Genomic DNA, 25,500 nt, shown 5'->3' on the forward strand with positions numbered 1-25,500 from the left:
GACCAGCCTGCAATGCACGCGATTCCCCTATCTGGCGGTGGCATAACCAAAAAAAACGGCGGCACCGGGGTGCCGCCGTTCGCGTCAGAAGATGCGACTGCTTATTTTGGCAAGGCCATCGAGAAGGTGCCGACAGTCAGGCTGCGGCCCGTTGCCGTTGGCACCAGCGAGATTTTCGGCTTCTTGCAGCCCACATCGAGCACCACCAGGAACTCGGCGCTGATGGCGGGCTTTTTCACGAAGGCGGCGTGATCTTCGTACGTGCCGGTTTTCGACGCGCCGCCCGTCTTCTTGACGAAGGTGGTGTCGCCCGTGACGGAACTGATGCAGACATTGCGGTCGGCATTCTGGATGACGACGCCGCCATCCGTTGCCACCGTCATCGGCACGATCGCATGCATGTTCCACTCGAACGCGCGCGCCGTGGCCGACGCCAGGGTGTCGCGCACGACCAGCACGTCAGTGCCGCGCAGGTACCAGAGTTGCCGCTTGTTGGCCGTCAGCGCACCGTCAAAGGCGGCCGTGGCATCGCCTTCCGCATAGTCGAGTCCAGGCGTGGTGGCGAAGGAAATGATCTTGCCATTGCGGCTGAGCAAAGTATCGAAGCCCACGGCCAGCTGTCCCTTGCCGCCGTCAAACGTCACCGCATTGTGCGCCTTGGTCTGGCGATACCAGTCATTCCACAGCGGCGAACCATACCAGTCGTACCAGCCGGATTCCGTCAGCAGCGGCCGGCCGCCACTCACCAGCACGATGCTGTTCTGGTCGGCATGGCTGTGATTGAAGGAGCCATACGGGCTCGATTTGAAGTACACGGAGGTGCGGTCGCGCAGCGCCAGGCTGCTGTGCATCGCCACCCAGCCGATGCTGGAGAACAGCGCCGCATTCGGCGGCGGCGTTGCCGTGGTGACGGACGCCACCGGCAGAGGCCATGGCGCTTGCGCCAGGGTCAGCGCATCTTCCTCGCCCACCAGGTTGCGCACATACCATGCCGCTTCGGGCGAAGCGAGACGCGAGGCAAAGCCTTTCAGCTCCGTGGGGATCGGCGCCGTCTCATGCTCGTCGCCAAACACGTGCGTGGGCGAACCTGGCGGCTGGAAGTACATGAACATGCGCAGGAAGCCGGCGCTCCACGGTTTCTCGAACAGGTTCACGCCGGTGGCGTTCGCCAGCGGCTGCCAGACAAACAGGGACGTCAGGGCCATGTGCTGGCCATAGCTGGTGCCGTTCGCAAAGCCGCCTTCCGGGCCGCTCCAGATATAGATCGAATTCACATAGGCGCGGAACGAGAAATCAAACCACTTCTCGGCGGCGGGAATATCGCCCAGGGTCAGCGCGGAAATCAGCGCCACATAGCCTTGCGCCACGACGCCGTGCGAATCGAAGGGATACTGGTCGAGGATGCCATTGCTCACCTTCAGCGAATCATAGATGGGCGCGGTGCGTCCCTCGATCGCCTTCAGCCAGCTGGCGCGCGATGCGCTGTCCAGGTCGCTGCCCAGGAAATCGAAGGCCTTGGCCAGCGTCAGCGCAATCAGGCGGTTTTCCTGGTCGGAATTGGCCAGGCTGGTCGGGCCGGTGGGCGACAGCGCCGCCAGCTGCCCGCCGCGCGTCACCGCTTCGTTCAGGTACTGGCGGTCGCCCGTCACGCGCCACAGCAAGGCGGCCGCTTCCAGCTGGCGCGTCACGTCGCCTATGGCCCAGCGGATCTGCGACACCTGCACGTTGCCAGCCGCCGTCATGGCGCCCGAGGTGACCAGCGGCCAGTCCGAATCCTTGTAGATGGGAATGCTCTTGGCGCGCCATTGCACCTGGCCGACGAGCACATTCACGGCCGGGTTGCGTTCGGCCTGCTTGGCCGCGCTCCATTTAACCTTGGCAATGTCCTCGGCCAGGCCGCGTGGATGCGCGCGCTGCGCGATGCGCGCCTTCAGGGCGGCGGTATCGGGCACGAGGAATGGCTTGGAAGCGCTGGCATCGACATAGAATGGCCGTGCCGTCGACCAGTCGGTGGTGGTCGACGGCCGCACGCGCCAGGAATAGGCGCCGGGCGCCAGGGCGGCGAGCGGCAGATACCAGGTGCGGTCCGTGGTAAAGGTTTGCAGCGGTGCGCCAGCCAGGTCGGTGCGGCGAATTTCCAGCACATACGCGGCGGGATTGCTGGGATGCATGGCCCAGGAAAAGCTCGGTGGATTCTGTGCCTGGATCTGCGCATTCGCGGGAGCAGCACGTGTCACCCGTGCCAATGGCGAGGTCGCCCAATCGGCATAGCTGGGCGCGGCGATGCCGCAACCCAGTAACAGGACGCCACGCAAAATTGATGCAACATTGAAATTCATAATCCCCCCTGGGTAACTAATATAGATAACAAAATAATATGGCTGGGAAATTCTAGAAATTCTTGCATTTATTTCTAACTTCCACGAAAATATTGCTATTTAATTCAAAATCCTCGCTAAAATCCCGTTTGCGAGTGGATATTACACCTGATCGCGGCGTAAGTTTTGCCTATTTTCATTGCGTGAAATAAAGAAAATACAGAGAACTATTTATTGCCGGGAGATATATTAAAAGGCTGGCAAAACGCAATGCGGCTCGCCAAACGCTGCAATATAGTAGTGGCCGCGCCTGCATCAGGCGGACCAGGGGAAATTTTGCGCGACTTTAAATGGTTTTTCCAAGAAGAAACTTACAAATCACCGAAAGTTACTTTGCTTACCACGTTACCGATCGCTTAACAAGCATGCCGGAATGGCTATTTGCGGATCGCGGGCCGGGCGCAGAAACCCCCGCGCCGCGCCCACCGAATGCATGTGCCAGGCCAGAATGGCGATGCACGCCCCGCGCAAGTCTTTTTTGCGCCAAAACAACATTCCAAGGCTGACACCCCACACGGCGGCCACGCTCGCGCCCAGCGCCGGCCAGAACGCGGCCCCGGCCAGCGCGGCCGCGCCCGCCAACAAGCCGGCCGCCAGGTACAGGGCGGGAGCGGCAAAGACAAACCAGCAGGTGCGCGCCGCATACTTGAACCAGCGGTGGCCGAACGCCGCGCGCAGGAACACGCCGCTCGCTTCGATGCGGCCGATGCGCCACAGGCGCAGCATCATTTGCAGCGACGTTTCATTGTGCCCCGAGTGCCGCACGGCGGGCAGCGCCAGGCGCACCAGGCGCCAGCCGGCCGCGCGCAGGCGCGCACCCAGTTCCGCTTCCTCGAAGGCGGCCAGCCAGCGGTTGGCCAGGTAGCCGACGGCCTCGATCGCAGCGCCACGGTACAGGCCGCCGCCGCCCAGCGCCGTCACATCCCGTGCCGGCGCCAGCGAGGCGTACTGCCGCACGCGCATCTTGTCGGCGACGGTGCGCACCGCCGTATCGATCAGGCGCCCGCCGACGCCGGCCACGCCGGGATGCGCTTCCAGGTACGCGAGGGCCTGGGCGATAAAGCCCGGCTCCAGGGTCATGTCACCATCGAGCACGTACAGGTAGCGCCCGCGCGCATACTGATACCCGAGCTGCAGCGCCGCGCCGCAATTGCGGTCGTCGGTCGAGACGAACTGCACGATGCGCACGCCAAACTGCCTGGCGATCGCCACCGTGCGGTCGCGCGACAGCGAATCGACCAGCAGCACTTCCGCGTCGAGGCCCTCGCATTCGGCCAGGGCCGAGCGCAGGCAGGCCTCGATATGCTGTTCCTCGTTGAGGGCCTTGATGATGATGGTCAGCAGCGGCGCTTGCTGCGCGCCGGCGGCATCGCGTGGAGTCAGGTCAGTGGCTGGCATGGATAATCTGAAAGGAAAAGGTGGCAAGGCATGCGGGTGGGCACCGGGCGGGGCGTGTCAGGACAAGTCGTCGCGCATGGCGCGCAGCATGGCGCGCGACGCCACCTTGCGCCCCCGCAGGGCCGCTACCAGCATGTCGCGCACGGTGCGCACATGGCACAGCACAAGCAGGCGGGGCAGCAACTTGCGGTACATCTTGAAGCGCGAGCGGTACTGGGTATAAATGGCGAAGTCGCTGTCGTGCTGCTCCTTGGTCGAGCTACCCGCCTTGTGGTAGACGATGGCGTCTTCCGCCAGCGCCTGGCGGAAACGCCCGCGCGCGCGCAGGGCCCAGTCGATTTCCTCGAAATACAGGAAATAGGATTCTTCCATCTCGCCGACACCCTGCAGGAAGCGGCGCGACACCAGCATGGAAGCGCCGCTGACCCAATCGAGCCGCGCCTGCGCGCGCCGCACCGCCGCCGCATCGATGTCGCCGCGGCGCATGCCGATGCCGTGCAGGTCAATGGCCACGCGCCATGGCGAGAAATGCCCGCCGCCCAGGGCCTGCACGCGCCCGGGGTCGGCATAGAAGCAATTCACGGACCCCGTGATGCCCGTCTCGGCATCCATGCCGGCGCGCCGCACCATCGCCGCCAGGCAGCCGGGTTCGACCACCGTGTCGTTATTCAGCAGCCACACATAGGCGCAGGCGGGGTCGTCGAGCGCGATGCGGATGCCGACATTGTTGCCGCCGGCAAAGCCCAGGTTGCCTCCCGTCTCGACCAGCAGCAGGCGCGCGGTGCTGTCGCCATGGCGGAAGCTGGCCGGCGCGCGCACGTGCTCGCACGCCACCGGCTTCGGCACCGGCGGCGTCGTCAGCCGGGCCAGCGGACCGGCGGGCGCCGTCCAGGCCAGCGTGCCGGCGGCCCAGTCGCGCAGCTTGCCGATCGAGCCGTCGCTGGAAGCGTTGTCGCAGACGATCACCCCGAAGTCGGGATAATCGAGGCGCAGCACGCTTTCCAGGCATTCGACGGCGTCACGCCAGCCATTCCAGTTGACGAGGACGATCCAAACCTTGGGAGACTTTTCCGGTATCGGCATTTATTTCGCTTTCAGCATGCGGCCCGGGCGCTTCACCTTTTTTTCCACCTCCGGCGCGGCTTGTTCAGGCGATTCGGCCAGCACGACAATCGCCGCCAGCAGCAGGTAGCCGAGGGTCAGGCCGGAAAAAATCGACAGCACGGTTTTACAGCCGAGCAAAATCAGGATGGCGATGGCCATGAAGCCGGCCGCCATACCGGCGCCGTCGGCCCGCTGCTTGTACATCTTCAGGCCCAGCAGCACGCCGCTGCCGAAAATCGACAGGAAGGCCAGCAAGCCGGGTATGCCGGAATCGAGTGCGATACCCAGCCAATAGTTATCGATGTTGTAGCGTACGCCATCGAAAAAGCCCAGCTTGACCACGCCGATGCCATTGCCGAACCCCATGAAGGGATTGGCGGCGATCAGCGGCATGCCCCGCTCGAGCATCATCACGCGCGACATGGTGCTGCTCATTTCGCCCTGGCTGCGGCCCACCACCAGGGCCGTGACCTCATGCAGGGCGAAATAGCCGACGATCAGGAACACGGGCAGCAGCAGGATGGCCATCAGCAGCGACAGATTGGCTTTTTCCTGCCCCAGGTTGCGCCCGCGCGGCAGCAGCAGCAAGGCGCCGGCCAGCAGCACAGCCGCCACCAGCACCACGACGCCGACGCGGCTGCGCGAGGACAGGATCACGATGAAGGCCAGCGGAATGAAGGCCGCGCTGGCCCAGCGCAGCAGACGCGTCGGGTTGCTGAGAAACACGGCCACGGCCAGCGGCGCCATCATGGCCATGAATTCGGCCAGCACCATCGGATGTTCGAACGTGCCCTGGGCCCGGTAATGGCCGTCGCGGAATTTTTCACGCACGGTGTCGAGCATGGTTGCCGAATCTTCCGCGCTGAGCACGATGAAGCGGTCGAACAGGGTGTGCTTCACGGCCGCCTCATATGAAGCGAGCAGGGCCTGGACGATGGCAACGAGGATCAGCAGGCCCAGCAGTCGGTACACATCCTTTTCATCGCGCAGTATCGCCAGGAAGACGAAGAAAGCGATGTAGCAGGTAATGACTTCCACGGCCAGCGACAGCACCTGCGAAATCGGCTGTTCGCCCATTGCCGAGCTGAGCACGCGCCAGGCAAACAGGAACAGCACGCTGAAGACCATGAAGGGATGCGCCTTGCAGCGCCGCACCAGGCGTTCCATGGGATCGCGGCAGGACAGGATGCAAAAGCCGCCCACCATCAGCAGCGACAGCCAGGCCAGCTTGGTCGGATTGATTGACGGCAAGCCACCGAAGCGGTAGACGATGTAGGCGGGCCACAGGTTGATGAACAGCACCAGCAGCAACAGCAAGCCGTTCAGCAAAGCATCGGGCGCGGTCTTGCGCTTGGGCATGACCCACATGCCTATCAGCGCCATCACGCCCATCGGCAAGGCCAGCAGGCGCACCAGCGCGCCCGGCGACAGCACGGCCGCCATCAGGCCAGCGATCAGGCACAAAAACGCCGCCCCGATGAGCAGCATGCCCATCAGTAAGAAACTCCCCTGGAAGGAACTGCGTTTTTGTCTTGCCATCATTGTGCTCCCTTGCTTGTTTGCAGCGCCGCGTAGTTGCGTGCGCCACGATTACACCACCACCAGAAAATGCCCTGCGCCAGCGGTATCCATACCGCATACACGGCCAGGCGCACATTGATCGCACCGTCCACCCCGTAGCGGGGAATGGCCCAGTAGCTGGCCGCCACGACGACGATGCTCGTTGCGATCGTCAAGCCGGTATTCAGTTTCAGCATGCCCCGCCCTATCCATTGCGGCGTCATCAGCAGCGCCAGGCTGATGCCCAGCACCGTCGGCAACAAGGCGCGGAACATCGCCGCGCTGGGTGCGAACGCCTGGCCGGCCACCAGCGAAATCATCAGCGGCGCCAGCAGGTAGGCCGCCACACACACGCCCGCCACCGCCAGCAGCACTTTTTTCGCCAGCCGGCGCTGCTGCGGCCAGAAGGCGTCCGGCGTGGCGCGCGCCAGGCCGCCATAAATCACCATCAGCGCACTCTGCGGCACGATCAGCAGCAAGGTCACCATCTGCTGCGCCAGCTGGTAAAACCCCACTTCGCGCTTGCCCAGGTCATGATTGATCAGCAAGATGCTCACCTGGTCCAGCAGGAAGGCGCTCACCGTCGTCAGGTGGATGATGGCGCCCGCGCTCATCAGGGGGCGCACTTCGCTCTTCACCCAGCTGGCCGAGCGGCCCGCCAGCTGCCACAACGGCCAGGCCACCAAGGCGGCAACGAAAAACTGGCCCAGCAACTGCGAGGCGAGCGCGCCCGGCACGCCCCAGCCCAGGTACATCACCAGCAAAAAGAACAGCAGAAAACCGATGCTGCGGCCCCAGTACTGGGCGCGATTCAGCAAACCCGTCTGGGCGCTGGCCGCCAGCATGTTCGAGGCATACTGCTCCCAGATCAGCAAGGGCACGCACGCCATGGCTATACTCAATGGCAACAGCGACAATCCCTTGAACAGCGCGCCCCCCGTCCCCGCGTACAGCAGCGCCGCCAGCGCCAGCGCAAGCAGCGACAGGCCCAGCGCCATGCCGCCCAGCGTGCCCATCTGCGCGCCCAGCGCCGGCTTGCTGTCGGCCGACTGCAGGCGGTGCTGCAGGGCTTGCCCCAGGCTCAGGTGGAACAAGGTGGCAAACAGCGCCGCCCACGCCATGGCGGCGGCAAACTCGCCGCGGCCATCCGGCCCCAGCAGGCGCGCCGAGACGAACAGGGTGCCCAGCGACAGCACCATGCCGTAGCCGCGCGCCACGCTCATGCCGACTATCCGCTTCAAGTCGCTCAAGGCCGCACCTGCACGGCGGCGACATCGGCGGGCGGCACGGCCGAGGTGCGCATAACCACGAAATGGCGCTCGACAGCATGCCAGCAGCACCACGCCAGGGGCAGCACGACGGCGCTGGCCAGCAAGCACACGCCGACCGGCGTCGTCGCCCAGCCGTACATCAGCAGCGTTTGCTGCACGGGAAAGGCAAACAGATAAATCCCATACGACAAGTCACCGATCCTTTCCAGGTTGACGGGCGCCACCCACGCGGGGTGGCGCCCCAGCCACAAGGTGGCATAACTGATCGCCACACAGGCCAGCAGGTGGAACAGCGGCCCTGGCACCAGCGCGCCGGCGCCCCACACGGCCAGCAGCAGGGCGGCGATGCCGCCATGCATGGGCACGCGGCGGCGCAGCAGGCGATAGGCGGCGCCCAGCAAAAAATAGGGAACCAGCAATATCGGCCCGGCCATGCTGCCTTCAAGCACCTTCCACCAGCACAGCGCGCACACGGCCACGATCGCCAGCAGGGGCAAGGCGACAGAGTCCAGGCGGCCGATGCGGCGCAATAGCCACACGCCGCCGCCCACGGCCAGGTACAGCGAAAACTCGATGGGCAGGGTCCACAGCGAACCATTCACGCCCGCCCCGTACGGATTGGCGGTGAACACACCCGGCAAGACATATTGCAAATGCCACATGGTGATATTGCGCGCGATGTAGCTCCACGTCTCGCCATCGCGGTAGTAGTCGGCCAGCTCCAGGGTCGTGACCAGCGGTCCCAGCAACAACGCCGTCAGCACCACCACCAGGATCAGGGCGGGGAAGATGCGCCGCACGCGCGCACTGAGAAACGAACGCAGTTCGGGGCGCGCATACGCGCTCGCCGTGATCAGGTAGCCGCTGATGGAAAAGAACACGCCAACGGCCACCGTGCCCAGGGTCATGCGCCCACCCGTCAGCAGCATCAGCGGCTCGCGCGCACCCTGCGCGCTCAAGTGATAACTATGCGAAAACAGTACCAGCCAGGCAGCCAGCAGGCGCAGCAGATTGAAATTATTGGCCGGCGACGTCATGCTCGTGATCCTGGCGGGCGGCTGGACGGTACCAGCCGGCCATGACTGCATTAAAAGAAAACATGCTGCTCCCGCTGCTGCGCGTCACTGCGCTGGCAAGGTGCGCAGGATATCGCAGATGCGGTCCACTTGTTCCAGCGGCAAATCCGGGAAAATCGGCAGGCACAGCACCCGGTCCGCCACATGGTGGGCCACCGGCAGCAAATGCCGGCCAGCCGACGGCAAGCCGCGGTACATGGGGAATTCGCTGATCAGTGGATAGAAATAGCGGCGCGTCATGATGTTCTGCGTCTGCAGATACGTATACAGAGCGTCGCGCTGCAGCGGGAAATCCGCTTCCACGAAGACGGGGAAGTAGGAATTGTTCAGCTGGGCCGGATCGTTCACCGTAGGCACCGTAATGCCAGGCACCGTGGCCAGGTGGCTACGGTAACGGGCGGCGATCTGCGCGCGGCGCGCCAGAGCATGATCGACGTGCTTGAGCTGCAGCAAGCCGAATGCCGCCTGCACCTCGTTCATCTTGCCATTGATGCCAGGCGCGACGACGGTCGTCTCATCGACGATACCAAAGTTTTTCAGATGGTCGATGCGCTGCTTGGTCTTGGCATCGGGACAGATGATGGCGCCGCCCTCGAAGGTATTGAAGACCTTGGTGGCATGGAAACTCAGCACCGACAAGTCACCGTAATTGAGCACGCTGGTGCCCTTGTGGCGCACGCCGAACGCATGTGCCGCGTCATAGATCACCTTCAGGCCATAGGTGTCGGCGATGCGCTCGATCTCTTCCACATTGCACGGCGTGCCGTACACGTGCACGGGAAAAATCGCCGTCGTCTGCGGCGTGATGGCCGCCTCGATCTTGGCCGCATCGAGGTTGAATGTCTGCGGGTCGATGTCGACAAACACAGGCTTGATGCCATTCCACAGCAGGGAATGGGCCGTGGCGACAAACGAGTACGGCGTGGTGATAACCTCACCCGAAATGCGCAGCGCCTGCAGCGCCGTCACCAGCGCGATGGTCGCATTGGTAAACAGGGCCAGGTGCTTGACACCCAGATACTCGGCCAGCTCCCGCTCCAGCTCCTGGTGAAAGGGGCCGGCATTGGTCAGCCATTTGCTGTCCCAGATCTTTTGCAGATAGGGCATGAATTCATCGAGCGGCGGCAGGGACGGTTCGGTAACGAAGATTTTTTTCATAATAGCAACAATTATATATAAGGCGTACGGTGGCTAGGCCTTCTGGTTGCGCTCGCGGTAATGTTTCAGCAAGCGGTCGGGCGCGCGCACGGCGCGCACGCCGAGGTAGCGGATCTTGCGAAAACGGTTCCAGTCGCCCGGCTCCGCGTAGCGCCAGGCCGTGATATCCCACGGAATCGAGGCCAGCCAGCGGTGATAGAACACGGACGAGGTCGACACATTATTCACCGCGAAATGCGGCGCCTGGTTCACATGCCACTCATCTGGCACCCGTTCGTAATCGAAGGGATGCCAGATGATGTCGGCGCGCGTGCTGCGCGCCAGGGCCAGCAGTGTGCTGATGCGCGCCGGCGCATGCTCGTCATCGTCGTCGAGGTGCGTGACGAACTGGCCGCGCGCCAGCGACAAGGCATGGTTCAGCGCCAGGGTGCCGGCCACCATCCAGCGCTGGCGCGGCTCCGTCGGGTACACGCCCCGCTCGCTCAGGTTGACGAACTCGATGCGCGGGTCGTTCAGCGCCGCCACGCGCTCGGCCGTGTCATCGGTGCAGCAATCGCCCACCACCACGATCTGCAGGTGCGGGTAATCCTGCGCCAGCAGCGACGGCAGGCAGCGCTGCGTCAGCAGCACGCCGCGGTTGTAGGTTGCCACGCAGACGGTCACCAGCGGCTGCGGCATCTCGTAAGCGGCCTGATAGGCGGCACTCTTGCGGGCGCCGCGAAAACCGGCACGCGCTCCCAGGCCCAGGTCGCGCATCGAGCGCAGCGGTTCCCTGAGACGCGACCATATTTTCCTGCCTTTATCTGCTAACCGCCGTAAACTCGTGAAATTCGACAACCATTCCTCCTTGACTGCACGCTGGCAAAGCAGCTCCACCGGCGCCGGCAACGGCGCCACATATGCCACGCCTAATTGGCAAAGCCCATCAACCGGCGCCGGCTATTCTCCGGCAGCACCTTCAGCATGGCATTGACAAAGTCTTCCTGCATGGCAAACGAGCGCTGCGTATCGGTGTCCAGCGACGACACGCGGAACAGCAGGCCGTCCGGAATATCGCCGGCCAGGCGATAGCGCATTTCCGCGATTTTCTTTTCATTTCCGCTACGCACCACCACGTCGCCGACCGTGCTCCAGTACGTCACCGGCTCGTAGCGTTCGCGCGACAGATTCGTCTGCAGGCGCTTGACCTTGATATCGCCCTGCGGCGTGGCCAGCACGCCATCCTGCTTGCCCGTCAGCTCGAAGCCCTGCGCCGGATAGCACACTTCCGGATAATGCAGCTGCATGCCGTCGCTCTGGTTGGCGCCGTAGGCGATCGACAGCATCACCCGATAGCCTTCGTTGTTCACATAAGTGCGCGACAGGGTTTGCGTGTAGATCGCCTTCAGCGCTTCTTCGGTGCTCGGGTTGATCACATTCGCGTGGCCTTGCGTCTCTTCGCGCCAGTTGCCGAACTGTGTCGGCACCAGGGCCTTCAGCTCGACCGGCGGGCGCTTGTCGGCCAGGAAATGCGTCGGCGTGATCAGCTTCGCCGTTCCTGCCGAGGCCGCCATCAGCACGCCCAGGACGATACTGCTCAAGATCGCTCGTTTCATGCGCCTGCTCCCTGCGGCCGCGCCGCTGGCGGACGGCGCGAACGCGACAGCCACTGCAGCAGCGAATCCACGCCAATGATGAGTACCAGCGCGCTGATGAACAGGACCATGCCGGCAAAACCGTGCAAGAAGCCCTGCCCTGCGGCGTCGCCGAAATAATAGGTAATCAAGGTCAGCACGCAGACGCGGATGACGTTGGCCGTAAACGAGATCGGCACGATCAGCAGGGCCAGGCCGATGTTGCGGAAGGCCGAGGTATGGCGCACCACGTTGAGGTAGAACAGGCCCAGCGATTCAAGCGTCAGCAGGGTCTGCAGGCCTGCGCAGGCATCGGCCACCAACAGCTGGTACTGGCCAATCTGCAGGATCACCCCGGTACGCGCGATGGGATAGCCGGCCCAGTACAGCAGGTGCTCGGTAACATACGAGACGGCCTGCTTCATCGGCATGGTCAGCGTGCTGACCACGGAGCTTGGCAGCGGCACCATGAACAGCATGAAAAAGAAGGGGAACCACAGCACGCGCAAGGCGCCGGGGCCGCGCTTGAACAGCAGCAGGGCGGCCAGCATGAAGATGAACGAGAGGATCTCGAACGAGACGATTTGCTGCGAAGTGCCCAGGATATACAGCAGCAGCGAGACGATGAACACGGGCCAGCCGGCGGCCGCGCTGCCGGCGGCCGGCGGCACGTCCTTCCAGCGGCGGGCCATCAGCCACAGCGACAGGACCAGGATGATGGGGCCGTGGGCTTGCTCTTCCGTGGCCCACACGCCGTGAAACAGGCCATAGAAAGTCGATCCAAACATGCACACGAAGCCTATCGCAATCGGCAGCCACTCGGGCGCCAGCTTCTTAATCCGCGGTAACACAGCAGCGGTGTCCAGACCAGCCATCAGAATTCAACCATCACGGAGCCGACGATGTCCGCGCCGATTTGCGACAGCTGCTCGCTGGCCGCGTTCAAGTCCGCCACCAGGGTTTCATTGCGGCGCGTCACCAGCAGCACGCCACCGGCGCGCGCGGCAATGGCCAGCGCATCGGAACCTGCAGACAGCGAAGCGGCGTCGTAGAGCACCACGTCGAAGTGGCTTTCCAGGCGCGCGTTCAAGTCCGTGAAGGCGGTGCGGCTGAGCAATTCCTGCGGATTCGGCGGCAAGGTACCCGCTTCGAGGATGTGCAGGTCGACGAATTCGTCGATCTTGGCGATGGCGTCGAGGTCGGCGCGTCCCGCCAGCACGTCGGACAGGCCCTGCTTGTTCTTCAGGTCGAAGATCTGGTGCTGGCTCGGCGTGCGCAGGTTGGCATCAACGAGCAGGGTATGCTCGCCCAGCTGCGAAAACACCACGGCCAGGTTGGCCGCGAACAAGCTGGCGCCATCGCCGCTGTCGACGCCCATGATCACCAGCGACTTGCGGCCGAGGGCGAACCAGCGCAGCATCAGCTGGCTGCGAATGGCGCGCAGCACTTCGACCTGCGGGCTGAACGGTTGATACGCGGCCAGCAGGCGGGCCGAATACTTGCCCTGGCCCTGCTGCAGGTAGGGATAGTCGAACTGGCGCGCCAGCACTTGCTGGATATCCGCTTCCGTGATCAGGCCCAGGCGCTGGGCTGCTTCGCCGAAGCGGATGCCCAGTTCCTTTTGCATGCGCAGTACGCGTTCGGCGTTTTCAGGAGTGATCTTGCCAGATTCCAACAGCAAGCCACCGATGCTGGAATCGCCGCCGCGGGCCTGTGGACGTATGGTATTGCTCAGCGCTGGGTGGTTCATGGGAGTATCCATCAATTAGTTGGCCCGCAAACGGCGGAAAGTAAAGGCATTCATGAAGCTGCGGCGTTTTTTCGCCGGCGGATTCCAGTTGATCACGCCCAGCACCGGCGCTTGCAGCACATCCTGCAAATCGCCTTCGGAACGCACGCGGCGGTTGAGCATCTCGGCCAGCACGCTGAACGCCAGGCCCAGCATGCCGCCCAGGAACACGGCCAGCACGGTGTTCACCAGGATCTTCGGTCCTGCCGGCTTGATCGGCGGCACGGCTGGATTCAACACGGAAATATCCGACTGGTCCGACTGCCCTTCGATCTTGGTCTGCGAGAAACGCTGCGACGCCACGTCGAAGGCGCGCTGCGCGCTTTCCACGTCCTTGGCCAGCACGCCCATTTCATCGCGCGTGCGGTTCAGTTCCAGCACCTTGGTCTTTTGCTCGGCCAGGGCGGCGCGGATCGCGCCTTCGCGCTGCTGCATGATCTGTGCATTGTTGCCCACGCTGTTCGAGGCGATACGCAGCTGTGCCTGCAGATCGGCGCGCAGCTTGTCCACTTCGGCCTTGGCGCTCTGGTATTGCGGATGGTTCACGCTGAGGCGCTGCGAGACTTCGGCAAACTTCGATTCCGCACTGCCCAGGTTGACCTTCAGGCTCTGGATCAGGGGATTGGCCGCCACGTCAGGCGACTCGGTGGCATTGCTGCCCTGCGCCATGCGCTGGCGCGACGTCGCTTCCATCGCCTGGCCCTGCGCACCCACCAGCTGCGCCGACAGGTCGTTCAGGCGGTTCGATTCCACGTCGAGGCGGTTATCGATGCTGACGATGCCGTGCTCCTGCTGATATTTGGAGAGACGGCTTTGCGCCACTTCCACGTTGTCGCGCAGCAGCTTGATCTGGTCGCTGAAGTAGGCGGACGCCTTCTTCATGGGATCGACCTTCAGCTGGATATTGATTTTCTGGTACTCGTCGGCGAAAGCATTCGCCACGGCCGCCACGAATTGCGGATCGGCACCCTTGAAGCTGATGTCGACCACGCTGCTTTCGCGCGATGGCACGATGTCCAGCTTGGCCAGCAGCAGATCGGCCAGCCAGTCGCGCACGCTGCCCTTGCCTTCCGTCGCTTCGTTGAACTGCGCCACGACGGCAGGACTGTCGGCCAGGCGCAGCGAATCGACCACATGCAGGGCCACGTTCTTGCTGCTGATGATATCGATCTGCGTCGCCATGTAACCGGGCAGCAACTGCCCCGGCATGGTCAGGCCCGTCACCGGATCGACGCCCTTGTAGTTGAGCAGCAGCGAGCTGGTGGCCTTGTAGGTCTTGGGCAGCAACAGGCTGACGACCACGGTCACCGAGACGGTGACCAGCAAGGTCAGCAGCAAAATCCAGCGGCGCGCCCGTAGGATCAATAAAAATTGTGAAAAGCTCATGAATTGATTCCCATGCCGTGAAAAAAAGAAATACTGGCTAGCCGCTGAATGCCGCTGGCCATGGTGTTAGAACAGGCTTTCCTGCACATACACGACGTCGTCCACTTGCAGCAGATCGTCATGCTTGGCCGAAATGACTTCCAGCTTGCCCGCCTCGTCGCGGCGCTTGATGCGCACGCCGCGTTCGGTGCCGCGCTGCGTCAGACCGCCGCCCACGGACAGCGCTTGCAGCACCGTCATGGAGCGCTCGAGGCGGAAGGCGCCCGGACGCTGCACTTCGCCGTAGATGTAGAAACGCGGCGCGCGTTCGACATAGATGACGTCGTTGCCGGCCATGTCATAGTCGCGGTTCAGGTCAGCGCTGCGCACCATATCGACAATATCGACGCTTTCCTTGGTGGTCTTGCCGTTGCGCTTGCGGATCAGGCTCACGCTGTCGCCGCCATCCGCGCTCAGGCCGCCCGCCATGGCCAGCACGTCGAGCATGCTGCGGCGCCCTTCCAGCGGATAGCGTCCGGGACGGTTGACCTGGCCCAGTACCGATACCTGCTGGCTTTGCAGCGCGGAAACGATGATGTTAACCTGGGCCTTGCGGATAAAACCGCCACCTTCGAGCAGGCCGCCGATCTTCTTTTCCGCTGCGGCCACGGACAGGCCGCCCACCGCCACCGCACCGATCAGGGGGAAGGTGATTTCACCGGCCTCGCTGACGCGCGTTTCCAGTCCCAGGTCGGGACTGCCGTAGACGGACAATTTCAGCACGTCACCCGGCCCCAGCAAGACATCAGCGGCGGATGCGAAGCCAGCACTGCAAGCCAGGACAGCGGCCATGATCCAGAGAGCAAGTCGTTTCATGTTATTACCCAATTCTATTGATAAGCTTCAGTTGAAAATGGTCTTGCCCGCGCTTCACTTCAGTCCAGCAACGCCGCGGTCATTGGCTTCGCTCGACGCCGTCGGCGCCGAGGCAGGCACGGCTGGCGCGACCACGACGGGCGCGGCCGGTGTCACGGCAGCGGCCGGCGCTGGCGCGGAAGCGGCTGCCGACGCGGCGGCGCTGGCATCCTTGCCCGTGACGCTCTTGTTCAGATACTCGATTTTCGCTGCCGCACGCAGGCGCGCCAGTTCCGCATCGGCCGCTTCCTTGCTCTTCTTGTTAAACAAGAACTGTTCAATTTGCGGCGATGCCGCGTCCAGCGTGACGGGGTTGTCCTTGACGTCGGCCAGCGAGATCAGCAAGGTGCGGTCGCCTTCGCGGATAATGAACAACTGCCCTTTCGGCATGCTCAGTAGCTTGCCGGAAAGCTCAGGGGCCAGGTCGGCGCTCGTGCGCGACAGCTGGGCACGGCCATACTTGACCTTGTGCGTGTCGAGCCATGCCGCCACGTCCTCGAGCGACTTGGCGCTGTCCATGGCCACCTTCAGGTCATCATTCATGTCGGCCGTGGCGATGATCAGTTCACGCATGTCGAATTGCTTGCGCTGCGAGAAAAACTGCGGATTGTTGGTGAAGTATTTTTCCACTTCAGCCTTGGTCGGACGGGTAATCGTGCCGACGCGTTTTTGCATGTAGGCCTGGGCAATGATCAGCGACTTGGCCCGTTCGATGGCTTGCACCACCTTCGGCTCGCGGTCCAGTTTTTCTTTCGCCGCTTCGCTTTGCAGCAACTGGCGGTCGATCAGCGATTCGAGCAACTGCTTGCTGGCGGCTTCTTGCTGAACGGCCGACACATTCGCGCGCTGTAACTCTTCATTAAGTTGCAGCACCGTGATTTCTTCGCCATTCACGCTGGCCAGCGTCTGCCCGGCTTTCTTTTCCTTGCTCCCGCCGCATGCCGACATGCCAGCTGCAATGACGAGAAAGGCACTGGCCCACAGCACGCGTTTAGGCCCGCCAAGTTTTGGAACCGTCAGTCTTGCCATATCGAAATGCTTCAAAATTACTCCTTGGGGATTGGAAAATTGCCAGGCGGAGGCCATGCCATTCCGCCACCAGCACAGCGAACCTGGCACCCAACCGGTGGCAGTCCACTGCACAAAATGACAACATCATTGCAATATTATAAATAAACTACCGCTGTGTGCATAGTACTAACAGAAATATTTGCTTAAAATATCATTAAATATCCATAAATACAACTATTCTCACGGGAAAATTGTTTCAAAAAAAGCATATATCCCGCAAAAAAACGGCTGCTGCCGCACGGTGATCAACGATGTATTTACCTGACTATTTTCTCTGTGACTGCCATAACCGCGGCATGGCGCCGGCGGCCGGCTCTTGCCGTGTGAGTATCGATGCAATAGGCCGCAGGGCGGCAAGCAAGCAGTTACTGTCATGTTTTCTGGATGACGGAGATACAGGCTGCGCGCTACCTTGCGGAAGTTCGCGGAGCGCACCCGGCATGCCTCATTTTATCGCTTATCGCCCCCAGACAAACAAAACATTCAATCGAGTTTGTACGAGTGTGGCGCCTAGTGCGCATTATCACGTTTCAACACAACTTTGACGGTGCGCAAGATGATCCACAAATCGAGCCACAGCGACCAGTTGCGCAGGTAATCAAGGTCGAAATGGATGCGCGCCTCCATCTTGTCCAGGGTTTCCGTCTCGCCGCGCAAGCCATTGACCTGCGCCCATCCCGTGATGCCCGGCTTGACCTTGTGCCGCAGCATATAGCCCTTGATCAGCTTGCGGTACTGCTCATTGTGCGCGACGGCATGGGGACGGGGTCCGACGATGCTCATGCGCCCTTGCAGCACGTTGATAAACTGCGGTAATTCATCGAGAGAACTGCGGCGCAGGAAGGCGCCGATGGGCGTGACGCGCTGGTCGTTCTTGGTGGCCTGCGTCACCACGGCGCCATCCTCGCTCACGGTCATCGAGCGGAATTTATACACGATGATTTCCTCGCCATACAGACCGTAACGGCGCTGGCGGAAAATCACCGGCCCCTTCGACGTCGACTTGACGGCGATGGCGATGACCAGCATGACGGGCAGCAGCATGATCTGGATCAACAGTCCCAGCACGATATCGCTGCCCCGCTTGACCATGCTGTTAAAGCCCGTAAACGGCGACTCGCGGATGGCGATCACGGGCATGCCGCCCACGCTGTCGAAGCGCGCCTGCATCAGGTCGAAGATATAAATGTCTGGCAAGAAATATACGGAAGCCGTCGTATCCTGCAATTCGTCAAGCATCTTGCGGATGCGCGGCTGGGCCGAAATGGGCTGGCTGATGAATATCATCTTGATATTGTGGGCGCGCACATACGCGGCAATATCGGACATGCGTCCCAGCATGGGCTCGCGCATCTTTTCCGGCCAGCGGTCATCGGTGCGGTCATCGAAGAAGCCGCACACCTGCATGAACAGGTTCGGATTGCGCTCCACCGTGGCGGCAAACTTCAGGCTGGCGTCATTGGCGCCGATGATCACCACCGAGCGCACCTCGCTGCCACGCCCCGGATCGGCGATCAGGCGGCGCGCCGCCAGGTGGCTGGCCAGCAGCACAAACGGGGTCAGCAGGAACCAGCCCAGCACCAGGTCGCGGTCGAAATGAAAAGCCAGGCCCGTCGCCGAGCCCAGGAAGACAAGGATCAGCACCGTCACCGTCCAGCCGACGAGCACGTCGCGCGCATACGCGAGCATGCGCCCGCTGCGCCAGGTACGGTAAGGGTCGACATACTGGAACACGGACGACGAGATGAAGAACGCCAGCATCATCAGCACCAGCGAATAGCCGGTAAACGGCGTGCCGCCCAGCACCGAGAGCAAGTACAGCGTGCCCATGATGATGAGCGGATCGAGGACGCGCTGGAAAAAGGAAATCAGGGGAATATCGTTAACCGTCATGGGACTCTTCAGAACTGCGCACTGGCATTGAATGAAATACCTTTGGCCCGGTAGCTGCCTGTATTGATAATGGGAGCACCCGTGCGCGAATCGCGGAAGGCGTTCAGGCCCAGCTGGATGTTCGGCCGGATATTGTAGGTGACACCCAGCGAGGCCGTGCGCGTAGTATCGCTGACGTCGCCTGGCAGGTCGAGCCCGCTCACGGCCGAGAAGTCGCGCTTTTCGCGGCGCAGCAGCGCATCGACGCGGATTTTCGCGGTGGCATCCCAAGTGGCGCCGACGCTGGCGCCATTGTTCAGGCTGCTGGTAATCAGCGAACTTTCCACGGCGGCAAATTCATGCCAGACGCTGCCCGTGAAACGCACCTTGCCCAGCGGCGCCCAGTACACCGTCAAGCGGCCATTCGCGCCGCTCGAATCGCGGCCCGCGAACAGCTGGTTCTTGCGCTTGACCCAGCCGCCCAGCAGCTGCACCTGGGTGATGCCGCTGAAGCGCCAGTAGATATTGGCCTTGACCTCGTCCTGCTCGTAACCCGTGTCCAACCCCAGGCCGGTAATATTGTTGCGATAGGGATAGCTGCCCTTCAGGTGACGCAGCTGCAGGCCGATGCGGCTGTCGGTGGACGGCAGATAGTCCAAGCCCAGCTCAGTGGCATTTTCCGAGCGGTCGGCATAGCGCAAGGCCACGGAGTCATAGGTGTAGCGCTCGCGTGTAAATCCGCCACGCACGCGCCAGCTGGGATGGAAGCGCCAGCCGCCATTCGCATATTCGCGGTGCAGCACGCGCAGGTTGCGGTTGGTGCTGCGCACGTCGCTGAACGGCGTCAGGGTTTGCGAATAGCTGGCGCCCACATGGCCCTCCAGGTGGTTGGCGATATGCCACTCCAGGTCGGCCAGATAATCCTTGCCGCTGTAATCGAGTTCGTCGAAATGGTCGAAATAAACGCGCGACCATTTCGCCTGCCCCGTCAATACCTGCCGCCCGATGGGCCGGTTGAACAGGAAGCCCGCCTGCACCTGCCGCGACGTGTCCGAGCGCTGGCCCTGGAAGCCGGGGGCATTGTCATCGAGGCGGAACAGGTTGTCGTCATACGAATACGAGGTGGCGATGAACGGTGAAATCGTGTCATTGAAGGCCGCGAAGGCGGACTGGCTGGCCGCCGCCCCGCCAAGCACCAGCAGCGCGGCAGGCAGATGCCGCAAGCGCAGGCTGGCGCGGCGCGCAGGGACAAAGGACACGGCGGGGGTATTCTTGGGCAAAAAATTCAACATGGGCATTGTCTTTGAGAGAGCAAACAGTTGATTGGCAATATTACCAGTAAGTCCAGTGTCCACCGGAAACAATCCAGATACCCAGCACGCCATTCGTCACGCCATGCGCGAGGATGGGCGACCACAGGTTCTGGCTACGCATGTACAGCAGACTATATGCGGCGCCGGCAACGATACCGGCCAGCCACAAATTGTGTTCAAAGCCAAACAGTACCACGCTGACAACAAAGGCCTTGGCACTGGCCAGGCGCGGATTGAACCGGAGGAAGTCAGGGGCATCGATCCAGCGCAGCAGGAAGGAGCGCCAGAACAGCTCTTCCATCACGGGCACCACGAGCGCCGCGCCGGCGATGCGCAGCACGACCAGGCTCCATTCGATCTGGTCGCCATTGCGGGGGTCAAAGCCGTCGGCACTGCCGATCGTCATCCAGCCTGCATCAAGGTTGATCCACAGCAGAAAAACAACAATGCCGGTCGCCAGCGCCACGGCCAGCGCGCGCGCGCCCAATGGCACCCAGGCCAGTTCCGTGTAACTGCGGCGCCAGTACAACAACATGCCCAGCACGACGCCGATCTTGACGGCATACAGCCAGCGCAGGTCCTGCGCGGCAAAGCCCGCCCGGCCCAGCATGTCGACGATGAAGATGAAGGAGAGGTAGGCGAGGAATGGCGCTACCCGGGGCAAGGCGGCGCGGTCAAACATGCTGATGCGCACCGGAGGTGGAACCACGCGCCGGACGCCATGGTCCGGAGCGCGTGTTTTCGATAACAAACATGCATCCTCCGATGTAAAAAATATAATTATATAATTATATCAAGCAGAACCGTTGCCGTGGCAAGTAATCCTAACTTAAATTACAACAGAGAATGCAAGAAACTAATCAGGCATTGCTGCGCGCCTCGATCTGCTCCCACTTTTCCAACGCTTCCAGTAGTTCGCCTTCGATCTCGGCCACGCGCGCGTTCAGACGCTTGCCTTCGGCTGGCGTTTTCTTGTAGAAGTCCGGATGCGACAGTTCGGCGGCCAGCACCGACTGCTCGTCTTCCAGCTTGGCGATCAGTTTCGGCAACTCTTCCAGTTCGCGCTGCTCCTTGTAACTGAGCTTTTTCTGCTTGGCAACAGGGGCGGCGGCTTCGACCTTCACGGCCGGCTTGCTGGCGGGCGCCGTGGCGATCGGCAAGGTGCGCACGCGCTCCCAGTCCGTGTAGCCGCCGACAAATTCGCGCCACTTGCCCTCGCCTTCGGCGACGATCACTTGCGTGACCACGTTGTCGAGGAAGGTGCGGTCATGGCTGACGAGGAAGACGGTGCCGGTGTATTCTTCCAGCAACTCTTCCAGCAATTCCAGGGTATCGATATCCAAGTCATTGGTCGGCTCATCGAGCACCAGCACGTTGGCCGGCTTGGCGAACAGGCGCGCCAGCAGCAAACGGTTGCGCTCGCCACCGGACAGCGACTTGACGGGCGAACGGGCGCGTTCCGGTGCGAACAGGAAATCGTTCAGGTAGGTCATCACGTGGCGGCGCTGGCCATTGATCTCGACCCAGTCGCTGCCCGGCGCGATGGTTTCCATCAGGTTCGCTTCTTCGTTCAGCTGCGTGCGCATCTGGTCGAAATACGCCACTTGCAGCTTGGTGCCGAGGCGGATGCTGCCCGTGTCCGACTCTTCCTGACCGAGGATCATTTTCAGCAAGGTGGTCTTGCCGGCGCCGTTGGCGCCGATCAGGCCGACCTTGTCGCCGCGCAGGATGGTGGCGCTGAAATCCTTGACGATGACCTTGTCGCCATAGATCTTCGAGACGTTTTCCAGGTCCGCCACGATCTTGCCCGAGCGTTCGCCGGCAGATACGTCCAGCTTGACTTGTCCCTGCTGTTCGCGGCGCGCATTGCGCGTCAGGCGCAGCGCTTCCAGGCGGCGCACGCGACCTTCGTCACGCACGCGGCGGGCCTTGACGCCCTTGCGTATCCACACTTCTTCCTGCGCCAGGAACTTGTCGAACTTGGCGTTTTCCACTTCCTCGATTTCCAGCTGCTCCGCCTTGCGGGTCTGGTAAGCCGTGAAGTTGCCCGGGTACGACAGCAAACGGCCGCGGTCGAGTTCGATGATGCGCGTGGCGACGTTGTCGAGGAAGGAGCGGTCATGGGTAATGAACAGCACGCTACCCTTGAAATCGCGCAACAAGCCTTCCAGCCACAGGATGGAGCTGAAGTCCAGATGGTTGGTCGGCTCATCGAGCAGCAGCACGTCCGGCGCCGAGACCAGCGCGCGCGCCAGGGCCACGCGCTTTTGCATCCCGCCGGACAGGGTTTTCATCAGCATGTCGCCCGTCAGGTTCAAACGGTCGAGTACGGTTTCCACCTTGTTCGGCAAGCTCCACGCATCGGCCGCATCGAGTTTGACCTGGATGTCGTGCATGCGTTCCATCAGTTCGTCGTCATTGCCCTGGCCAAACTGTCCCGTCAGCGCATCGTATTCCTTCAGCCACGCCTGCGATTCGCCCATGCCGGAAGCGACGGCGTCGAACACGGACATCTCAGGATCGAATTGCGGTTCCTGCTCAACATAAGCGATCTTGATACCTTGTTGCATCACCAACAAGCCATCATCGAGCTTGAACTTGCCCGAAATGACCTTCAACAGCGACGATTTACCCGTGCCGTTGCGGCCGATCAAGCCGACCCGTTCCGAGGTTTCCAGTGAAAATTCCGCGTGATCGAGCAGCGCGACGTGACCGAACGCAAGTTGCGCCGATGAAAGAGAAATGACAGCCATAATGAGTAAAGGTGTTCGGGCGCCGTTCCCTGCACACCGCGTGGTGCGCCAAACAGCTGCCGATTGGATGAATGAAGCACGCATTGTACCGACAACTCGGCACCACCAGTACATTGCGGCCAGCATGAACTCAGGCCACCGGCGCGCGTTGCGTGGGAATGTGGTGTCGCCAGCAGGAATCGAACCTGCATTTAAGTCTTAGGAGGACCTTGTACTATCCATTGTACGATGGCGACACGCGCAGCGGCATTATACAGACAAGCGCACGCCATTGACAGCGTGGCAAGCGGCGAATCCCGTTCAGCCCGCATCGTTTGCCCGAGGACAAGCCGTCAGGGCCGGCCCTGCCGCGACCGGGCCAGGCTTTTTCGCCGCGCAGGGCAAGCTGTCCGCGCTGGAACGTTCAGGCCAGGCTGGCCGGACGCCTGCCGCGCCGCACCACGACCAGCACGCCTAGCCCGGCCAGCAGCAGGCCATAGGTGGCAGGTTCCGGCACGGCGCTGATAGTAAAGATCTGGATGGCGCCATAGGTGATGTCGGGTGTCACGTAGACGCTGCCGTCAAGCAAGCTCAGGCGTTGCTGCGGCTGCGTCGGGTCGGCGCTATAGCTGTACAGCCATGAATAACCGTTGTGCGTCAGGTCTTCCGGCACGTACAGGTCGTGGCCCAGGCCGAACGTGGGACCCGTATTGGCCGCGTTATAGGTCTGGTAGGAACCCATCGACTCGCTGTTTTCCACGCTCAGCATCTGCCGGTGCAGGGCACCGCTGGTCAGATTGAAGAGGAAACCCGTGCGCTCGGCATCGCCTGGGGTCTGGTGGAAGTTTTCCGAGGAATTCCAGCTTTGCGGGTTGTAGCCACCGATCAGCCAGGTTTGTCCCTGGGCGTTCGTCGCTTCCATCACGGAAAAGGTGCGTCCCTTGCCGTCGGATGCCTTGTGGAAATCGGCCGAAGTATCGCCCGCCGCCTTGCTGTAGATGTTCGTCAGCGCCAGGCGCCCTTCGCCCAGCCAGGATTCCAGCGTCGCCTGGTAGCCTGGCGTCAGCAGCGACACGCCGCCGGCCGACGCCGCCGTCGTGCCGCCCAGATACAGGCACAGGCCGCAAGCCGCCAATAGCAGCTTGCCCAAGGGCCGGGCCACCATGCTCCCACTTCCGTTTTTTTCCTGCTTCATGCGACACCCCACCATATAAACGCTCTGGATGGCGAATATAACATGAAAGATGGCTTTTTTATATCACTGCGAAGAAATTTCAATTTACTTTATTGCAACTATTTTCATCGTCACGGCATTACCGCCGTCACCTCGATCTCGACCTTCGCTCTGTCCTCGATCAGCCCCGCCACCTGCACGGCCGTCATGGCCGGAAAATGCTTGCCGATGATTTCCCTGTAGGCAACGCCAATTTGTGGATATGCCGCCACATATTCCTTCTTGTCCAGTACATACCAGTTCATGCGCACGATGTGTTCGGGCAAGGCGCCCGCCTCGGCCAGCACGGCGACGACGTTTTGCAGCGCCTGGCGCACCTGTCCCGCGAAGTCGTCAGTATGGAATTGACCCTGCGCATCCCAGCCTATCATGCCGCTGACATGCACCGTGCGTCCGCTGGCGGCGATACCATTCGCATAGCCGCGCGGCCTGGCCCATCCCGGTGGTTGTAAAACCTGCATATTGTTTTCCTCGTTATTCATGTCACTCATGCGTCCGCCGCCTCGCGCAGCAATTCGCGCGCGATGATCAATTGCTGTACTTCGCTGGCGCCCTCGTAGATGCGCAAAGCGCGGATTTCGCGGTACAGGCGCTCGACCGGATGCCCGCTGACGACGCCCATGCCGCCGAACAGCTGCACGGCCGCGTCGATCACCTGCTGCGCCGTTTCCGTGGCCGTCAGCTTGGCCATGGCCGCTTCCTTCGTCACCTTGCGGCCCTGGTCGCGCTGCCAGGCGGCGCGGTAGGTCAGCAGCGCGGCCGCATCGATGCCGGTGGCCATCTGCGCCAGTTTCGCCTGCGTCAACTGGAAGTCCGCCAGAGTCTGGCCGAACATCTGGCGTGCCGTCGCGTGGCGCAGCGCTTCGTCGAACGCGCGCCGCGCAAAGCCCAGGGCGGCGGCGGCCACCGACGTGCGGAACACGTCGAGTGTCGCCATGGCCACCTTGAAGCCCTGCCCCGCTTCGCCCAAACGCTGCGACACGGGCACGCGGCAATTGGCAAAACGCAGGCGCGCCAGCGGATGCGGCGCGATCACGGCGATGCGTTCGGCGATTTCCAGCCCGGGATTGTCGGCGTCGACGATGAAGGCGCTGATGCCGCGCGCACCGGGCGCCTCGCCCGTGCGGGCGAACACCACGTAAAAGTCGGCGATGCCGCCGTTCGAAATCCACGTCTTTTCGCCGTCGAGCACATACTCGTCGCCGTCGCGGCGCGCCGCGCACGCCATGGCTGCCACGTCGGAGCCGGCCTGCGGCTCGGACAGGGCAAAGGCCGCGATGCGCTTGCCGCTGGCCACGTCCGGCAAATAGCGCGCCTTGCTGTCCATGCTGCCGAACAGGCCGATGGCGCCCGAACCGAGTCCCTGCATGGCAAAGGCGAAATCGGCCAGGCCATCGTGGCGCGCCAGGGTTTCGCGCATCAGGCAAATGGCGCGCGTGTCGATCTTGCCATCGGTGCCCGTGGCATGCGCAAGCCAGCCGCCCTGCCCCAGTTGCGCCACCAGCGCGCGGCAGGCCGCATCGACATCGGCGCCATGCGCATCGCCCAGGTGCTGCGCCGCCCACGCGTCGAGTTCGGACTCAAGCTGTGCATGATGCGCTTCGAAAAACGGCCATTCCAGGTAAGTGGTGTCGCGTGTATTGTTCATCTT

At 62.3% G+C, this 25,500-nt stretch carries 21 protein-coding genes and 1 tRNA gene; all 22 read right to left on the reverse strand.

All coding sequences use genetic code 11. The features are described from left to right. Positions 1-101: 101 nt before the first annotated feature. Positions 102-2,339 carry a heparinase II/III domain-containing protein gene (locus tag IGS55_RS05330; RefSeq protein WP_230515381.1) on the reverse strand — a complete coding sequence of 746 codons (2,238 nt, stop codon included), beginning with the start codon at positions 2,337-2,339 and terminating at the stop codon, positions 102-104. Between the two features lie 384 nt (positions 2,340-2,723). Beyond that, positions 2,724-3,776 (reverse strand): glycosyltransferase family 2 protein, encoded by a 1,053-nt coding sequence (locus IGS55_RS05335; protein WP_230515382.1) that lies wholly within the window; start codon positions 3,774-3,776, stop codon positions 2,724-2,726. Positions 3,777-3,833: 57 nt separating this feature from the next. After that, positions 3,834-4,859, reverse strand: a complete 1,026-nt coding sequence (locus tag IGS55_RS05340) for a glycosyltransferase family 2 protein (protein WP_230515383.1) — start codon at positions 4,857-4,859, stop codon at positions 3,834-3,836. Continuing rightward, on the reverse strand, positions 4,860-6,422 hold the full coding sequence (locus IGS55_RS05345) for an O-antigen ligase family protein (protein WP_230537162.1): 1,563 nt from the start codon (positions 6,420-6,422) through the stop codon (positions 4,860-4,862). Continuing rightward, positions 6,419-7,690 (reverse strand): lipopolysaccharide biosynthesis protein, encoded by a 1,272-nt coding sequence (locus IGS55_RS05350; protein ID WP_230515385.1) that lies wholly within the window; start codon positions 7,688-7,690, stop codon positions 6,419-6,421. The genes IGS55_RS05345 and IGS55_RS05350 overlap by 4 nt, the downstream gene beginning before the upstream one ends. Beyond that, complete coding sequence (locus IGS55_RS05355; protein WP_230515386.1) at positions 7,687-8,748, reverse strand: acyltransferase family protein; 1,062 nt, start codon at positions 8,746-8,748, stop codon at positions 7,687-7,689. The genes IGS55_RS05350 and IGS55_RS05355 overlap by 4 nt, the downstream gene beginning before the upstream one ends. A gap of 84 nt (positions 8,749-8,832) precedes the next feature. After that, complete coding sequence (locus IGS55_RS05360) at positions 8,833-9,945, reverse strand: DegT/DnrJ/EryC1/StrS family aminotransferase (RefSeq protein WP_230515387.1); 1,113 nt, start codon at positions 9,943-9,945, stop codon at positions 8,833-8,835. A 33-nt stretch (positions 9,946-9,978) separates the two neighbouring features. Continuing rightward, entirely contained in the window at positions 9,979-10,701 is a 723-nt protein-coding gene (locus tag IGS55_RS05365; protein ID WP_230515388.1) for a glycosyltransferase family 2 protein, read from the reverse strand. Positions 10,702-10,853: 152 nt separating this feature from the next. Beyond that, positions 10,854-11,540, reverse strand: a complete 687-nt coding sequence (epsI, locus tag IGS55_RS05370) for an exosortase-associated protein EpsI, B-type (protein ID WP_102295786.1) — start codon at positions 11,538-11,540, stop codon at positions 10,854-10,856. Further along, positions 11,537-12,433, reverse strand: a complete 897-nt coding sequence (gene xrtB, locus IGS55_RS05375; protein ID WP_102295787.1) for an exosortase B — start codon at positions 12,431-12,433, stop codon at positions 11,537-11,539. The genes epsI and xrtB overlap by 4 nt, the downstream gene beginning before the upstream one ends. Then, positions 12,433-13,308: a chain length determinant protein tyrosine kinase EpsG gene (gene epsG / locus IGS55_RS05380; protein WP_230515389.1), complete on the reverse strand. Its 876-nt coding sequence runs from the start codon at positions 13,306-13,308 to the stop codon at positions 12,433-12,435. Before epsG ends, xrtB begins: the two co-directional genes overlap by 1 nt. Before the next feature lie 15 nt (positions 13,309-13,323). Then, positions 13,324-14,733: a chain length determinant protein EpsF gene (epsF, locus tag IGS55_RS05385; protein ID WP_230515390.1), complete on the reverse strand. Its 1,410-nt coding sequence runs from the start codon at positions 14,731-14,733 to the stop codon at positions 13,324-13,326. A 66-nt stretch (positions 14,734-14,799) separates the two neighbouring features. After that, positions 14,800-15,588, reverse strand: coding sequence for a polysaccharide export protein EpsE (epsE, locus tag IGS55_RS05390; protein WP_102295793.1), 789 nt, complete (start codon positions 15,586-15,588; stop codon positions 14,800-14,802). 54 nt (positions 15,589-15,642) lie between these two features. Then, complete coding sequence (locus tag IGS55_RS05395) at positions 15,643-16,713, reverse strand: EpsD family peptidyl-prolyl cis-trans isomerase (RefSeq protein WP_442908144.1); 1,071 nt, start codon at positions 16,711-16,713, stop codon at positions 15,643-15,645. Between the two features lie 495 nt (positions 16,714-17,208). Continuing rightward, a complete protein-coding gene (locus tag IGS55_RS05400) occupies positions 17,209-18,591 on the reverse strand; it encodes an undecaprenyl-phosphate glucose phosphotransferase (RefSeq protein ID WP_128140191.1) in 1,383 nt (460 codons plus the stop codon). Between the two features lie 8 nt (positions 18,592-18,599). Beyond that, positions 18,600-19,862, reverse strand: coding sequence for an XrtB/PEP-CTERM-associated polysaccharide biosynthesis outer membrane protein EpsL (gene epsL / locus IGS55_RS05405; RefSeq protein ID WP_230515392.1), 1,263 nt, complete (start codon positions 19,860-19,862; stop codon positions 18,600-18,602). A gap of 40 nt (positions 19,863-19,902) precedes the next feature. After that, positions 19,903-20,592 carry a CAAX prenyl protease-related protein gene (locus IGS55_RS05410; protein ID WP_230515393.1) on the reverse strand — a complete coding sequence of 230 codons (690 nt, stop codon included), beginning with the start codon at positions 20,590-20,592 and terminating at the stop codon, positions 19,903-19,905. A gap of 151 nt (positions 20,593-20,743) precedes the next feature. Then, positions 20,744-22,636, reverse strand: coding sequence for an ATP-binding cassette domain-containing protein (locus IGS55_RS05415; RefSeq protein WP_230515394.1), 1,893 nt, complete (start codon positions 22,634-22,636; stop codon positions 20,744-20,746). Between the two features lie 161 nt (positions 22,637-22,797). Further along, positions 22,798-22,872 (reverse strand) — tRNA-Arg (locus tag IGS55_RS05420). Positions 22,873-23,039: 167 nt separating this feature from the next. Next, positions 23,040-23,810, reverse strand: coding sequence for a PEP_CTERM-anchored TLD domain-containing protein (locus IGS55_RS05425; protein WP_230515395.1), 771 nt, complete (start codon positions 23,808-23,810; stop codon positions 23,040-23,042). A gap of 110 nt (positions 23,811-23,920) precedes the next feature. Then, the gene (locus tag IGS55_RS05430) at positions 23,921-24,310 is read right to left on the reverse strand and encodes a RidA family protein (RefSeq protein WP_230515396.1); all 390 of its coding nucleotides are present in this window, start codon (positions 24,308-24,310) and stop codon (positions 23,921-23,923) included. 26 nt (positions 24,311-24,336) lie between these two features. Continuing rightward, positions 24,337-25,497 (reverse strand): acyl-CoA dehydrogenase family protein, encoded by a 1,161-nt coding sequence (locus IGS55_RS05435; RefSeq protein WP_230515397.1) that lies wholly within the window; start codon positions 25,495-25,497, stop codon positions 24,337-24,339. Positions 25,498-25,500 lie beyond the last annotated feature (3 nt).

It is taken from the genome of Janthinobacterium sp. EB271-G4-3-2 (assembly GCF_020858035.1).
GTDB classification, from domain to species: Bacteria; Pseudomonadota; Gammaproteobacteria; order Burkholderiales; family Burkholderiaceae_D; genus Janthinobacterium; species Janthinobacterium aestuarii.